At 73.7% G+C, this 13,919-nt stretch carries 10 protein-coding genes; 4 read left to right on the forward strand and 6 right to left on the reverse strand.

Annotated features, from left to right (window positions below):
* Nucleotides 1-3: 3 nt before the first annotated feature.
* Nucleotides 4-777 carry a VOC family protein gene (locus ACFYZB_RS24920; RefSeq protein ID WP_388762466.1) on the reverse strand — a complete coding sequence of 258 codons (774 nt, stop codon included), beginning with the start codon at nt 775-777 and terminating at the stop codon, nt 4-6.
* Nucleotides 778-968: 191 nt separating this feature from the next.
* Here ACFYZB_RS24920 and ACFYZB_RS24925 point away from each other — a divergent pair, with 191 nt between their 5' ends.
* A complete protein-coding gene (locus tag ACFYZB_RS24925) occupies nt 969-1,793 on the forward strand; it encodes a hypothetical protein (protein WP_388762468.1) in 825 nt (274 codons plus the stop codon).
* Between the two features lie 14 nt (nt 1,794-1,807).
* On the opposite strand, the gene ACFYZB_RS24930 is transcribed toward ACFYZB_RS24925, so the two are convergent.
* Nucleotides 1,808-6,655 (reverse strand): DNA repair ATPase, encoded by a 4,848-nt coding sequence (locus tag ACFYZB_RS24930; protein WP_388762470.1) that lies wholly within the window; start codon nt 6,653-6,655, stop codon nt 1,808-1,810.
* A gap of 151 nt (nt 6,656-6,806) precedes the next feature.
* Nucleotides 6,807-8,996 carry a flotillin family protein gene (locus ACFYZB_RS24935; protein WP_388762472.1) on the reverse strand — a complete coding sequence of 730 codons (2,190 nt, stop codon included), beginning with the start codon at nt 8,994-8,996 and terminating at the stop codon, nt 6,807-6,809.
* A 310-nt stretch (nt 8,997-9,306) separates the two neighbouring features.
* Here ACFYZB_RS24935 and ACFYZB_RS24940 point away from each other — a divergent pair, with 310 nt between their 5' ends.
* The 3 genes from ACFYZB_RS24940 to ACFYZB_RS24950 all read left to right on the forward strand — a co-directional run bounded on the left by ACFYZB_RS24940 (nt 9,307) and on the right by ACFYZB_RS24950 (nt 11,295).
* On the forward strand, nt 9,307-10,386 hold the full coding sequence (locus ACFYZB_RS24940) for a PucR family transcriptional regulator (protein WP_388762474.1): 1,080 nt from the start codon (nt 9,307-9,309) through the stop codon (nt 10,384-10,386).
* A 94-nt stretch (nt 10,387-10,480) separates the two neighbouring features.
* On the forward strand, nt 10,481-10,954 hold the full coding sequence (locus ACFYZB_RS24945; RefSeq protein WP_388762476.1) for a hypothetical protein: 474 nt from the start codon (nt 10,481-10,483) through the stop codon (nt 10,952-10,954).
* Nucleotides 10,951-11,295 carry a transcriptional regulator gene (locus tag ACFYZB_RS24950; protein WP_351213071.1) on the forward strand — a complete coding sequence of 115 codons (345 nt, stop codon included), beginning with the start codon at nt 10,951-10,953 and terminating at the stop codon, nt 11,293-11,295. Before ACFYZB_RS24945 ends, ACFYZB_RS24950 begins: the two co-directional genes overlap by 4 nt.
* Nucleotides 11,296-11,301: 6 nt before the next feature.
* Here the strand turns inward: ACFYZB_RS24950 and ACFYZB_RS24955 are convergent, their stop codons facing one another.
* The 3 genes from ACFYZB_RS24955 to ACFYZB_RS24965 form a co-directional block, all read right to left on the reverse strand.
* Entirely contained in the window at nt 11,302-12,249 is a 948-nt protein-coding gene (locus tag ACFYZB_RS24955; protein WP_388762478.1) for an MIP/aquaporin family protein, read from the reverse strand.
* Nucleotides 12,250-12,356: 107 nt separating this feature from the next.
* The gene (locus tag ACFYZB_RS24960) at nt 12,357-13,022 is read right to left on the reverse strand and encodes an SDR family NAD(P)-dependent oxidoreductase (protein WP_351213075.1); all 666 of its coding nucleotides are present in this window, start codon (nt 13,020-13,022) and stop codon (nt 12,357-12,359) included.
* A gap of 51 nt (nt 13,023-13,073) precedes the next feature.
* Nucleotides 13,074-13,775, reverse strand: coding sequence for a DUF4328 domain-containing protein (locus ACFYZB_RS24965; RefSeq protein WP_388762481.1), 702 nt, complete (start codon nt 13,773-13,775; stop codon nt 13,074-13,076).
* Nucleotides 13,776-13,919: the final 144 nt, after the last annotated feature.

Consider the following 13,919-nt stretch of genomic DNA (forward strand, 5'->3'; position numbering starts at 1 on the left):
GTGTCACGGCTGCCGCGGGTCCGGCCTGAGGACCGCGAAGACCGCCTGTGCCGGGTCCGCCAGCCAGGCGATGCGGCCGACGCCGGGGACGTTCGCCGTCGGCATCAGGACCGTGCCGCCGCTGCCGCCGACGCGTGCGACGATCGCGTCCGCGTCGGCCACGGCGAAGTACGGCACCCAGCGGGCGTCCTCCCGGTCGTCCCGCAGCGGGGCCACACCGCCGAAGGAGCCCTCCTGCTGGTCGCCCTCCCCGATGCTGAGCACCTGGTACGTCATGCCCGGCGCCTCCATCTCCTGCGACCGCCAGCCGAAAAGGCCGCGGTAGAAGCCGATGGCCGCCTTCGGGTCGGGGACGTGCAGCTCCACCCACACCAGCGCGTCGTCCTCGGACGCCCGCTGCAGACCCTGCCCGGACTGCAGCACCGCGAACTGCGCGCCCTGCGGGTCGGTGAACTGGGCGAAGGTGACCCCGCCCATGCTCACCGGCTCGGCGCGCAGCCTGCCGCCCGCGTCGGTCACGGCCCGGGCGGTGGCGCGGGCGTCGTCGGTGCGGAAGTACGTCATCCAGGCGGATCTCGCCCCCGGTTCGGTCAGCGGGCCGAGGCCGGCCACCGTGCCGCCGTTCTTCTGGAAGTACCCGTAACCGCCCGCTTCCGGACCGGCGGAGGCGAAACGCCAGCCGAAGACGGCGCCGTAGAAGTCCACGGCCTCCTGTGTGTCGGGGCTGCCGAGGTCGATCCAGATGGGCGATCCGGTGCGGAACTCTGTGCCGAGCATGCGTCTCCTCCTGCCGGTCCGGTGCGGAAGCCGCCCGCCACTATGCCGACGGAAACGGCCCGGACCCGCCCGGGACACGGGAAGAGGGACCCGCAAATCTGCGCAGGAGTGCCACACGGGCTGCACACAGCCTTTCGAAAGGCTCGTTAGCGTGACCGTGGCCCGCCCCCCTGGACTCAGGAAGACCACAGATGGACTACTGCTCCTCGTGCCGTCGGCACCTCAACGGCGCCCTGGTCTGTCCCGGGTGCGGTGCCTACGCCCCGGACATAGCCCCGCCCCGCACCGACACCGGTGGCACGGCCGCACCGCTCGCGGCCGGCAGCTGGTTCGGCACCGGGGAACCGCCCACCGAGCCGGCCGCCGGTCTCGCGGACACGGACGCGGCCACGGACGTACCGTCCGCCGACGTCACCGACGCCCCGCCCGCCCCGCAGGGACGCGCGGCCCGGCGCCGGCAGCGGGCCCGCTGGAAGAAGAGCCAGCGGCGGGCCGTGGTGGCGACCGCCGTCGCGCTGGTCGGCGGCGGCCTGACCCTCGCCTCGCTGGACCGCGGCAACGGCGACCGGGCCCAGGCGGCCGGCGCCCCGGACCACCACAGCATGAGCCTGACCCAGGACCCGTCGGCCGCGCCCAGCGGCCTCGCGTCCACACCGGCACCGCCCGCCGCGACGCACCGGCACACGCCCGCCCCGCCGACGGCACGGACGGCCGCCGTCGACGTCCCCCGCACGCAGACCCTCGCGCCCGCGTCCCGCACGGCCCGGTCCGCGGTCGCCCCGCACACCGCCGCGGCACCCGCGCACCCGGCCGCGACGGCCGCACCGGCGGCCCCGGCCGTCCCGCAGCCCGCAGGCACCCCGTCGACCTCCTCCGGCACGACCGGCACGACCGGTTCCAGCGGTACGGCACACACGCCCTCCACCGGCACGGGCAGCGGCACCTCCACCTCGTCGACGTCCCCGTCGTCGACCTCCCCCAACCAGCTCTGCCTGGTCGTGGTCTGCCTCGGCTGACCGCGACCCTCCTCTCACCGCTCCCGCGCACGCTCGATGGCCGACTCCACCGCCGCGATCCGGTCCGCCAGCAGCCCCAGCGCGGCCACCGCCCGGATCACGGGGTCCTCCTCGGGACCGCCGAGGGTGCGGGCGCGCACATGGGCCGACTTCACCTCGGCCCAGCGCGCCGCCCGCCCGGCGTCGAGCGTGCCGCGCAGCTCCGCCAGTTTCAGCAGGTTGGCCTCGGCCCCCGTGGTGAGGGTCTGGGCCTCGGCCGTGTAGTGGTCGTCGACGACGGCCTCGCGCTCGGTGTCGTTCATGACCGGGCGCAGCCGTCCGGCGATCCTGTTCATGTCGCGGTAGGAGCCCTGGAGGCGGAACGGGGGTTCCGTGCGGGCGGCCTCCGCCTGGGCGGCGGAGGCGATGTAGGCCTGGTTCACCTTCAGCACCGTCTCGCGGACCGCCATCACATGCCGCAGCACGGCCACCACGCCCTCCAGTTCGGCCGCCGGCATCGGGTGGGTCAGCCGGTCGGCGTGGGCGGGCGCAGCGAGATGGGGGTCCCCCCGGACGAGGTCCGGGGGAGGTTCGGCGGCGGCAAGCCGGATGAGGAGGTCCAGGTCGGCGCGGTCACGGGAGGCGAGCGGGGCCAGCACCGGGTTGGCGGTGAGGGCGTTCTCGACGAAGCTGAGCGCGAAGGCGTCCTCCTTGCCGGTGAGGACGTCGCCGAGGTTCCACACGTCGGCGCGGTTGGCGAGCATGTCGGGGACGCGGAAGCGCTCACCGGACTCGGTGTAGGGGTTGCCGGCCATGCAGACCGCGAACCGCTTGCCGCGCAGGTCGTAGGTGCGCGGCTCGCCGTCCCACACGCCGTCCACGCGCCGGGTGGAGTCGCACAGCGGGATGAACTTCTGCAGCAGCTCGGGCGAGGTGTGCTGGATGTCGTCCACGTACAGGAGCGTGTTGTTGCCGGCCGCCAGCGCGAAGTTGATCTTCTCGATCTCGCGGCGGGCGGTGGCGTCCGGGGCGTCCGCCGGGTCCAGTGAGGTGACGGTGTGGCCGAGCGCGGGCCCGCTGACCCTGACCAGCATCAGGCCGAGCCGGTCGGCGACGTACTCCATGAGCGTCGTCTTGCCGTATCCGGGCGGGGAGACGAGGAGGAGCAGGCCGCCGGTGTCGGTGCGCTTCGACTCGCCGGTGGTGCCGAGCTGCCGGGCCAGGCTGTCGCCGATCAGCGGCAGGTACACCTCGTCGACGAGGCGGCCCCGGACGAACGCCGGCATCACCCGGGGGCGGTGGTCGTCCAGGCGGAGCCGGTCGCGCTCGGCGGACACCAGGGCCGTACGGCGGCGCTGGTAGGCGCGGAAGGCGGGCACCTCGTCGGCCGCGAAGCGGGCGGTCCGGGACAGGAACTCGTCCAGGCGCAGCGTGAGTCGGCCGCCGGTCACCCGGGGGTGGGTGCCCAGCAGGCCCTCCGCCGTCGCGGTGAGCGGGGCGTCGCCGTCGTAGCGCGGCAGGCCGGGGCAGAGCTCGGCGGCGACCGCCTCGGCCAGTTCGCCGGGCCCGGCCTCGGTGCCGGTGGCGTTGGCGTACGCGGCGAGCCAGGCGTGCACAACCTGCCGGCGCGCGGGCAGGTCGGTCAGCCCCTCCAGATCCCTCCGGTAACTCCCGTCCGCGTGCCGGAACTTCTCCAGCAGGGTGCGCGCCGTGACCCCGAGGACGAAGCCCGCCGGGCCGCCGGTCAGCTCCTCGAAGAGGTACGCGGCGGCCGGCCCGCCCGCCGTCTGCGCGTCCCAGGCCTCGATCGCCCCGGCCAGCTCCCGCTGGAGCTCCCCGATGGCCGGTACGGCACCGAAGGCGTCCCGGGCGCGGGCCAGCGACACCGCCCGCCGGGACCAGGCCGTGCGGGCCTCGTCGGTCGTGCCGTGGGCCCAGAACAGCTGGGCGGCGGCGCGGGCGGCGGGCTCGTGGCGCAGCGTGCCGGCGCCCTCGTGGAGGGGCAGCAGGGCCTGGAGCACGAGCGTCGCGTCGTGGTCGTGGACCCCGCGCTCGTAGCCCTCGTCGTACGCCTCCTGCGCCGCCCGGCGGACCAGGTCCGGCAGGTCGTCGGCGGCGGCGAGGGCGGCCGGGCCGTGCTCGGCGAGCAGGCGGGCGGCGAGGTGCTCGGCGCGGTAGACCTCGGGGGACTCGGAGGGCAGGTGGCGGTCCCAGTAGGGGCGGTACGCGGCGAAGTCCGGGTCGGCGACCGGGGCGCGGTAGTCGGTGCCGGTGACCGCGAAGGCGAGGCCGTCGCCGTGCGGGACGAGGGTGAGGTCGAGCGGCTGGGTGTTGACGGCGAAGCGGTGGCCGCCGAGCAGCAGGGTGCGGCCGTCCTCGGCGTACAGGTCGGCGCGGTCGCGCAGGGCGCGGGCGGCCTCCTGGCGGGCGGACTTCAGCCGGCCGTCGAGCTCCTCGGCGCGCACGCTGTCGCCGAGGGCGCGCAGCTCGTCGGCGGTGCGGCGGACCTTGGCGACGAGCGGGTCGGAGGCGAAGTACGTGGTGATCGCGTCCGTGTCGGACAGGGTGGCGGCCCGGCGGGCGACCGTCTGCAGCATGCGCCCCGCCGAGAGGGCGAGCTGCTCGGCGCGGCGGGCGCGGGCGTCGGCGAGGGACTGCTTGCGGGCGGCGAACGCCTCGTAGATCTCGGTGCGCCGGTCGGCGAGGTCCGCGAGGAAGTCGTCGAACTCGGCGAACCGGCCGTCCAGGTCCTCCAACCGGGCCAGTACGGAGGTGAGTTGGTCGTCGCACTCCTCGGGCGTGCCGGACGCGGCGAGCGCGGCGGTGACGGCCTGGGCGAGCAGCGCGGTCTCGGCGCCGAACTCGGCCCGGCCCTCGCTGTCCTGGAGGCTGCGGCGGCGGGCGTCCAGGGTCGCCCGGGCCCGGTTGACGCCGCCCAGCACCTCGGCGATCCGCTCCAGCACGGCCGTACGGACGACCGCGTCGGCGATGTCGAGGCCGGTCACCACCTCGGTGACCGTGCGCAGCCCGTCGGCGAGCTCGTCGAGCCGGGCGGCGACGGGCGCGCCCTGGGCCACGGTCTCGACGGCCGCCGCCTGACCGACCAGCCGCTCGACCTCCTCCTGCTGCCCCGCGAAGGCGTCCTCGCGCGCCAGGAACTGCACCGCGCGCCGCCCGAAGGAGGCGAGGTCGTCCTCGGCGGCGGCCGCCAGCTCCGCCAGCCGGGCGGCATCGACGTACCGCAGCTCCCGCAGCGTGAGCAGGTGCCCGTGCGCGTGCCGGAGTTCGGTGAGCCCGCTCACCCAGGCGGCGGCCTCGCGCGGCGCCTCGCCGCGCAGCCGGCGCACCACGGCGGCGATCCGCGCCTCGGCCTCGCCGAGGGCGTCCGCGGCGTGCCGGGTCAGCTCGCGTACGGTCTCGAACTCGCCGAGCACCTGCTCGGCAGCGGTACGGACCTCGCCCAACGGATCGGCGAGGGCGCCGAGTTCGGGATCGGTGAGCCAGTGGTGGGCGTCGGCGGCGCGTACACAGGCGGCGGTGAGGGCCCGATAGCCCTCACCGGTCTCGATGCCGTCGGTGACCAGCCGGGCCACGGACAGGCAGTCGGCGAGTCCGCGCACGAGATCCGCGTTGCCGACCCGCGCGAACGCGCCGGTGCCGGTGCGCAGCGCGGCCGCATGCGTGTCGGAGACGTACGGCGAGGTCCACCACTGCACCGGATGCGTGTGCGCGGGCTCCTCGCCGCCGTCGCGCAGCACCGCGAGCGCGCCGTCCTCGAACAGCGCCCAGCCCCGGCACGGCAGCGGGTTCGCGACCTCCTTGCGCAGGGTGTTGTACGACAGCAGCAGCGTGCGCCCCCCGGTCCGGGACCGGAAGGCGTACAGCACGTCCTCGCCGTTCGGCGCGCGGACCTCCCGCTCGAACTCCAGCCCGCTGACGTCGAGTTCGTACGTCTTGTGGGTCCCGCCCGCCAGGCAGTACCCGCCGGGGAAGACGATCCCCTGCTCCTCGGGCAGCCGCCGGCAGGCCTGCCCGATGCCGTCCAGCCGGACGACGGTCCCGGACAGCGTGTCGAACACGAGGTACCGGTCGTCCTCCTCCTTGTACGGCCGTACCCGCAGCAGCACCAGCGGGCCCACGCGGGCGTGCGAGACACCGGCGTCGGCGAGCGCCTGCAGCGGCTCCTGCACGGGCTCGGCGTACAGCTCCTCCCCTTCCGGGGTGCGCACGGTGAGGGTGCCGCCGACGGTCGACACCCCGAGCCCGCCGGGGACGGCGACGTACGGCCTCCCGCGTTCGAGGACGTGGTCCTCGCGGGTGGTCTCCGCCCAGGTCACGTCCTGGGCCGGCGGGAAGACGTCGTCGCGGTCGCCGCGCGCGTCCAGGAACGCCACCCGGCCGTCCTCGGCGAGGCTCCAGCGCAGGACACGGACGTCCTCGGCCTTCTCGCCGGTGCGGAACACCGCCAGCAGCCGGCCGTCGACCCGGCGCAGCCGCAGCAGGCTCGCTTCGCGGTAGTAGCGGTGCAGCGCGCTGATCTCTTTTGCGAACGCCGGGTCGTCGAGGAGTCCGGGTACGGCGTCCTCGGGCAGCCGCGCGCCGTCACGGTCGTACAGCGCGAGGACGTCCGCGGCTGTGCCGGTCGCGCCGAAGAGGAGCGCGTTCCCCACGGCCACGATGTCGCTCGGCACGCACGCGTGCGGCGTCCCCAGCCGGGCAGTGGCGACGAGGTCCAGTTCGGCCGACCCGAACTCCTCGCTCCGCCGCGCGTTGAGTGCGTCCGCCCTCCGGGCGAGGTCGGCGGCGTGCGCGGCGAGCCGGTCGCGGAGCACCTCGTAGGTACCGGTCTCTACGGTTGCCTGCGGCGCCTCGGCGGTGGCCATCGGGTGTTTCCTTTCATGGCTGTGCGGCTGACGGCTCGGGGCTGCGAGTCGTAGGCCGGGTGCGGGTGCGTCGTGGCTGATCGCGCAGTTCCCCGCGCCCCTGGGGAGCTGCGGTGCCCGAGCCTGCGGGGCACCGCAGCCGCGCCCCGTCTCAGCTCCCCGCACCGCTCCCGTTCAGAGCTGCGAGGGGAGTGTCGGACAGGCCCAGTTCGCTCGCCCTGTCGAGGAGTTTCTGGAGCTGTCCCGCGTTCGGGCCGCCGCCCTTGATCTGCTTCATCAGCAGGGCCGACACCGTGAGGTTCCGCACGTCGGCCGAGCCGAGGGAGCCGAGAACGCGGCCCACGTCCTCCGTGAAGCTGCCCGTGCCGTCCAGCCAGGGTCCCGCGAGGGCCTGCGCGGTGTGGGAGTTGTCGACGAATCCGTCCACGCCCTTGCCGAGGGAGATGGCGGACACCAGCCGGTCGAAGAAGACGGACTCGCCGCCGACGATGTCGATGTCGGCGTTCTCCAGACCGGTCGCCAGGACCGTCGCCTGCGCCTCGGCCACCTGCCGCTGGGTCTCCAGGCCGGCCAGCCGGATCTCCTTCTCCGCCTGGAGACGCAGCCGGTACTCCTCGTGACCCCGCGAGGCCTCGTCCAGCGCGGCCATCGCCGCGGCCTTCTCGGTCAGACCGGCGGCCTCGGCCTTCAGCTTCTCGCCGATCGCGGTGGCCTCCGCGAGCGCCCTCGCCTTGGTGCCCTCCGCCTCGGCCAGGCCCTTGGCCCGCGCGCCCTCCGCCTCGGCCTTCAGCCGCGCCTCGGTGGCCTCCGCGGCCGCTCGTGCGCCCTCGGCCTCCGCGAGGCCCTTCGCCCGCGCGCCCTCGGCCTCCGCGAGCGCCTTGGCCTGGGCGCCCTCGGCCTCGGCCCGCAGCCGTGCCTCGGTGGCCTCCGCCGCCGCGCGCCCGGCCTTGACGGTGACCTCGGCCTCCTTGTCGCGGACCTGCACGGCGGCCAGACCCTCGGCGGCGGCCTCGGCCTGGACGCCCTCGGCGAGCCGCAGCTTGGCGCGGGCGTCCATGTCGGCGGTCTTCAACCGGGCCTCGGCGAGGGTGAGTTCCTCGGCGGCGCGGTGCGTGGCCGCCTGTTCCGCCGCCTCGGCGGCCTTGATGTCCTTGACCAGCTTCTCCTGCGCCTCCGCCTCGGCGGCGATGACGAGCGCCTGCCGCTCGCGCTCCGCCTCCTCCACCACGCGCAGCTTCTTGATGGACTCCTCCTGCTCGGCGACCGTACGGTCCACCGCCACCCGCTCCCGGATGACCTCGGCGATCTCCCGCTTCTCCGCCTCGACCTCCTTCTCGGCGGCGATCTTCGTCAGCTGGGTCTCCCGCTCCCGCGCGATGACCTCCAGCAGCCGGTCCTTCTCGATGCGCTCGTTCTCGACGGCGAGGACCCGCTCGCGGTTCTTCGCGGCGACGGCGATCTCGCGGGCCTGGTTCTCCCGCTGGACCCCCAACTGCTCCTCGGTGCGCAGGAAGGCGCCCTGGGCGCGCAGCCGTTCCTCCTCCACCACGCGGGCGGTCTCGGCCTCCTCACGGGCCCGGGAGGTCTCGATCTCCCGCTTCTGCTTGATCTCGGCGTCCGCCTGCCGGCGCTCCAGCTCCAGGATGGCCTCGCGGGCGTCGACGTCCTGGCGGGTGATCTCCTTCTGCTCGTTGCGCTTGGCCTCGTTGGTGCGCACGTGCTCGATCGCCGTCAGCTCGGTGATCTTGCGGATGCCCTCGGCGTCGAGGACGTTGGCCGGGTCCATCTGGGAGAGCGGGGTCTGCTCCAGGTAGTCGATCGCCGCGTCCTCGAGGTGGTAGCCGTTGAGGTCGATCCCGATCAACTCGATGATGTGGTACCGGAGTTCCTCGCGCTTGGTGTACAGGTCGGTGAAGTCCATCTGCTTGCCGACGGTCTTCAGCGCCTCGGAGAACTTCGCGTGGAAGAGCTCCTGCAGCGTGTCCTGGTGGCTGGCGCGCTCGGTGCCCACGGTCTGGGCGACCTTGATGACGTCCTCGACGGTCTTGTTGACCTTGACGAAGAACAGGATCCGGATGTCGGCGCGGATGTTGTCCCGGCAGATCAGGCCGTCCCGCCCCGAGCGGCTGATCTCGATGGTCTTCACCGAGATGTCCATGACCTCGGCCTTGTGCACGATCGGCAGCACGACCTGCCCGGTGAAGGACACGTCGACCCGCCGCGTCTTCGACACGATCAGGGCCTGGCTCTGGTCCACCTTGCGGTACAGCCGGGAGAACGCCAGCAGCGCGAGCAGCACGGCGAGGAGACAGGCGGCGGCGAGCACGCCGAGGACTTCCATGGCACACGTCCTTGCGTCAGACGATGAAGTACGGAGCCCCCCGGGATCGCGGTGCCGGACCATGTACCGGACCCCCGTACCGGTCCTTGACCCACCGGTCGTCCGCCGGTGTCCGGCACCGCGATCCTCCGTAGTGCTCCCCGCGGACGATGGTGCGACCGGGGCGTACACCTGCGCATTGCCGGTATCCGGCAGTGTTCACTAGGGTCTTGATGCCGGACAGGCGCTAGGAAAACGTCACCGGCGCGTCAAGATCGCGTGGCACGGGGGCACGCGGCACGGGGGACAGGGACGGGGGCCGGGGCCGGCTATGGGGGACAAGCACGACATACATGACGCGTCCGAACAGTATCTGGACGGTTTCACCCGGACCCTGGCCGAGGTCTCGGCCACCGGCCGGCGGCTGACCAGGGAGGAACTGAAGACCCGGCGGACGCTGGGCGAGCAGGCCGCCGAGGCCGGGCACGGACTGCGCGCGCTGATCGTGGCCCACCTGGCCGCCACCCGCGCCGCCTGGCCGGCCATGCCCGGCTCGGCGGAGAGCGGCCTGGCCACGCTGGCCGCCGTCGAGCAGGCGATCGACGCGTTCGCCGAGGGCTACGAACGCGCCCAGCGGCTCTCCGTGCGCCGCGAGGAGGCCGCGCGCCGGGAGTTCATCGACGACCTGCTCTACGGCCGCAGCGACCTGGGCCGCCTCGTCGAGCGCGCCGAACGCTTCGGCCTGCACCTGTCCCGGGCGCACGCGGTGGCCGTCGCCGAGGGCCCGTCCGCCTACGTCGAGGGCGGCACGATCGCCCGCCGGGTCGAGGCCGCCGTGCTCGCCCGCTTCGACTCGCGCAGCATCCTGCTCACCACCAAGAACGGCCGGCTGCTGTGTGTCGCGCCCGGCGACGAGGACGAGATCCTCCTGCACTTCGCCAAGCAGGCGTACGCGGCGACGGACGGCGTCCGGGTCGCCGTCGGCCGCCCGCAGCACGGCGCCGGCGGGGTCGTGCAGTCGTACGAGGAGGCCCTCGCCGCACTGGAGATGGCCGCCCGGCTGGGCCTCGCCGGGCCGGTGCTGCGCGCCGCCGACCTGCTCGTCTACCCGGTGCTGGCCCGGGACCGGCAGGCGCTGGTCGACCTGGTGACCCACACCCTCGGCCCGCTCACCAAGGCCCGCGGCGGAGCCCTGCCCCTGCTGGAGACACTCGACGCCTACTTCGACTCCGGCTGCGTGGCCGCCGAGACCGCCCGCCGGCTCTCCCTCAGCGTCCGCGCGCTCACCTACCGCCTGGAACGCATCCACAAACTCACCGGCGCCGACCCCGCCGACCCGGCCCAGCGCTACATGCTCCAGACGGCCGTGATCGGCGCCCGCCTGCTGGACTGGCCGAGCCAGCCACTCTGAAAGTACTTGCATTTACGGAAAGTACTGTCCATGATGACACCATGACCGAGGGGCGGACCGACCAACCGCCCCTCCCCATACCGGAGGTGCACACATGGACAGCACGGGGGAACCGATGGATGCCCGGCAGGCACGAGAGGCGCTCGCCGCCGCCCGTGCCGCTCGCACAGCGGCGCGCGCGGCGGGCGAGGCGAACGAGCGCAACCGGCCCCGCGGTTACGCCATCGGCCAGGGCCTGACCTTGGCAGCCGGCTTCACGGCGCTGGGCATGGCCGACCTCGAGCCGCAGTGGGGGATCTGGCTCACGATCGTCGCCCTGGTACTCCTGACCGGCTTCTTCGTGCTGGTGTGGCTCGGCGCGCACCACGGCGGAGTGACACGCTGGATCCGCCGGGACTGCGGGCCCGGCCGCCCCACCTGGCATGCCTGGGTAATACCCTTCATCCCCCTGGCCATCAGCCTCCCGGCCGCGATCGTGTACGGCACGCCCGGCTGGCTCGTCGCCTTCGGCCTGACCCACGGCGCGGACCACATCCTGCGCGCGACCTGGCAGGCGGACACCGCATGACCGGCCCCGCACGCGGCGAGCCCCCCGCCCTCGACCGCGAACTCCACCACCCGACCCGGCTGGCCCTCGCCGCCTACCTCTCCGCGTGCGGCGAGGCGGAGTTCGCCGTCCTGCGGGACTACTGCCAGGTCTCCGACTCCACGCTGAGCAAGACCCTCTCCGCGCTGGAGAAGACGGGGTACGTCAGCATCCGCAAGGGCCACCTCGGCAAGCGCCCGCGCACCTGGGCCGCGCTCACGCTCACCGGCCGCAGGGCGCTCGCCCGCCATCTGGCGGCGCTGGAGGAGATCGCGGCGACGGCCCGCCGGGCGGCCACCGAAGCCGACAGCGGCTGCGGCTGACCCCGGTCACCCCTCGTCGGCCTCGATCACCTGCCGGGTGCGGCCCGGCTCGGGCAGCGCGGCCGACTCGGCCCGCACGAGCAGGACGTCCCCGATGAAGAGGTCGTACACGACGATCCCGACCACGCCGCCGACCAGCGGCCCGACGATCGGGATCCACCAGTAGCCGCTGTACACGCCGGACACGCTGCCCGGGAAGGCGAGGCTGCCCCAGCCCTCCGCATAGGTGAGCAGGCGCGGCCCGAAGTCACGGGCCGGGTTGATGGCATAGCCGGCGTTGGCGCCGTAGGACATGCCGATGGCGGCGACGACGAAGCCCACGACCAGCGGCCCGAGGTTGGCCTGCACGGCCTGGTTGCGCACGTCGAGGACGGCGGCGATCAGCATCAGCAGGAACGCCGTACCGACGATCTGGTCGATGAGCGGACCCCAGATGCCGCCGTGGAAGTACGCCGCCGGGAAGGTGGCGAAGATCGAGAAGGTGGCGTTCGTGTGCCCGTTCACCTTCGGCGCGGGCGAGGCGTGGTCGTAGGCGCTGATCGCGTCGTGGTACACGAGATAGACCAGCGCCGCACCGGTGAGCGCGCCCGCGACCTGCGAGAACCAGTACGGCAGGACCTTGGCCCAGGAGAAGCCGCGGCGCACTGCCATGGCCAGGGTCACCGCCGGGTTGATGTGGGCACCGCTGACCCCGCCGGCCACGTACACGCCGAAGACGACGGCGAACGCCCAGCCCCACGTGATCAGCAGCCAGTCACCGGCCGCCAGGAAGATCGTGGTGGGCGTCGCGGCGCGGCCCGAACCGGGCAGCGCCGCGACCGCCATCGCGACCACGCCGCAGCCGAAGGCGATGAGCACGAGGGTCCCGAGGAACTCCGCGAGGCACTCACCCAGCAGTCCGCCCCGCCTCCTGAGCCGGGACGGCTTGATGATCGCGGGGATTTCGACAGCCATGCCAGGCCCCCTAGAAGAGAGCAATACGGCCAACATCACCATGTTGGCGCACAAACCACCACCCCGCAGTCTGGCGGTGCCCCGTCAGACCCCGGGACCGCCGGCGGTCAGCTGTCGAGATCGTCGGCGAAGTGCCGGAAGCCGTGCCGGTCCCGGTGCATGCCCCACAGCGTCTCCGCCAGCACGGCCGGATCCTTGCGCGCGTGCCCCGGAGTGATCGCCCCCGGGATCACCAGCTGCGCGACATGGATCCCCTCACCGGCGAGCCGCTCGTGCAGCAGATGGCCGTACGCGCTCTCCGCGGCGAACGCGATGGACGTCCCGGCCCGCTCGGTGTGCGGCACGACGGCGGTCCCGCCGTTGACGAAGAGGATCGTGCCCCGCCCCAGCCGGCGCATCCCCGGCAGCACCTGCTGCACCGCGGCGACGGGACCGTACACGGAGAACTCGATGGGCCCGACCAGATCCCGGTACCGGGTCTCCAGCACGGGCCGCATGAAGTCCCGGTGCGGCACCGGACTGTACTGCAGCACCTCGACGGTCCCCACCTCGGCCGCCGCCCGCCCCAGGGCCGCGGCCAGTTCCTCCGGTCTGCGCACGTCGGCGACGAAACCCCGGGCCGCCACCCCGCTGTCCTCGAGCTCCCGCACCAGCGTGTCGAGCCGGTCCCGTTCCCGGGCGAACAGGGCCACCGCGAACCCCTCCCGCCCGAACCGCCGCGCGACGGCGGCCCCGAGCCCGGGCCCGGCGCCCACAATCGCGATACTGCTCATGCCAGACATCAGTACCGCGCCCTGCCACGCCCCACACACGGGGCCCGGCCGCTACACGGTCTCGGGCACCTGGGTGCCGGCCGTCCACTGCGCGCGGATCCGCTCCACCTGGGCGGCGGTGACGGCGTGCACGGCGAAGGCTCCGGCAACGGCAGCTGCCACGACGGCGGCGTCGGACAGCAGCAACGGCCACCCCTCGGTGTAGGCGCGCTCGATGATCCGGTCCGTGGAGTCGCGGGAGACGATCCCCACCCCGGTGATCATCCCGACCAGCCACAGTGCCCACCACACCTCGACCGAGCGGGGAAGCCTCCGCCCGGGCGCGCTGCTGCGGAACGCGTCGACGACGATCCCCCGCGGGAACCACAGATTGACCACGGGCACGACCCACCCGAGGAACACCCAGATCCCCGCGTACTTCGGCGTGTCACCCGACAGCGTCCGCGCGTTGTCCCGCAGTCTGAACAGCCAGGACAGAAAGAGCATGGCGCAGAGGAAGACCAGCACGCCGCCCGCGGACGTCACCAGGTGGTACGAGTCCTCCAGCGAGGTGAGCTGCCGGTGCACCCCGTTGCCCTGGTCCGGTGGCCCGGCGGCCGGCTCTCCGGCGACGGCGAGCCTGATCTCCCACACCCCTCGTACGACCCAGGCGAGCCCGGCGAGCAGCAGTCCCCCGACAGCCAGCTGCCCGGTCACCTGAACCGGCCGGTACGCGAGCGTACGGGCAGCCGACTGATCCATCCGTTCGGTCATCGCCCCATATTGTCGTACGAAGAGGCGCGCCACCAGCGTGAACGCGGTTGCGCCGTCCGTGTGCATCCCTCACGCGATCGGCCGCGTGTCGGCCGCTCGGGGCGTCCTGCGTCCTTGCCGCGCGGCGAGGATGGCGAGTAGCCG

This window comes from Streptomyces sp. NPDC001852 (genome assembly GCF_042891825.1).
Taxonomy (GTDB): domain Bacteria; phylum Actinomycetota; class Actinomycetes; order Streptomycetales; family Streptomycetaceae; genus Streptomyces.

Coding starts and splice junctions, on each gene's coding strand:
- ACFYZB_RS24965 (WP_388762481.1), bottom strand. CDS start 13,775: ATGACCGAACGGATGGATCAGTCGGCTGCCCGTACGCTCGCGTACCGG.
- ACFYZB_RS24955 (WP_388762478.1), bottom strand. CDS start 12,249: ATGGCTGTCGAAATCCCCGCGATCATCAAGCCGTCCCGGCTCAGGAGG.
- ACFYZB_RS24935 (WP_388762472.1), bottom strand. CDS start 8,996: ATGGAAGTCCTCGGCGTGCTCGCCGCCGCCTGTCTCCTCGCCGTGCTG.
- ACFYZB_RS24950 (WP_351213071.1), top strand. CDS start 10,951: ATGACCGGCCCCGCACGCGGCGAGCCCCCCGCCCTCGACCGCGAACTC.
- ACFYZB_RS24960 (WP_351213075.1), bottom strand. CDS start 13,022: ATGAGCAGTATCGCGATTGTGGGCGCCGGGCCCGGGCTCGGGGCCGCC.
- ACFYZB_RS24925 (WP_388762468.1), top strand. CDS start 969: ATGGACTACTGCTCCTCGTGCCGTCGGCACCTCAACGGCGCCCTGGTC.
- ACFYZB_RS24945 (WP_388762476.1), top strand. CDS start 10,481: ATGGACAGCACGGGGGAACCGATGGATGCCCGGCAGGCACGAGAGGCG.
- ACFYZB_RS24940 (WP_388762474.1), top strand. CDS start 9,307: ATGGGGGACAAGCACGACATACATGACGCGTCCGAACAGTATCTGGAC.
- ACFYZB_RS24930 (WP_388762470.1), bottom strand. CDS start 6,655: ATGGCCACCGCCGAGGCGCCGCAGGCAACCGTAGAGACCGGTACCTAC.
- ACFYZB_RS24920 (WP_388762466.1), bottom strand. CDS start 777: ATGCTCGGCACAGAGTTCCGCACCGGATCGCCCATCTGGATCGACCTC.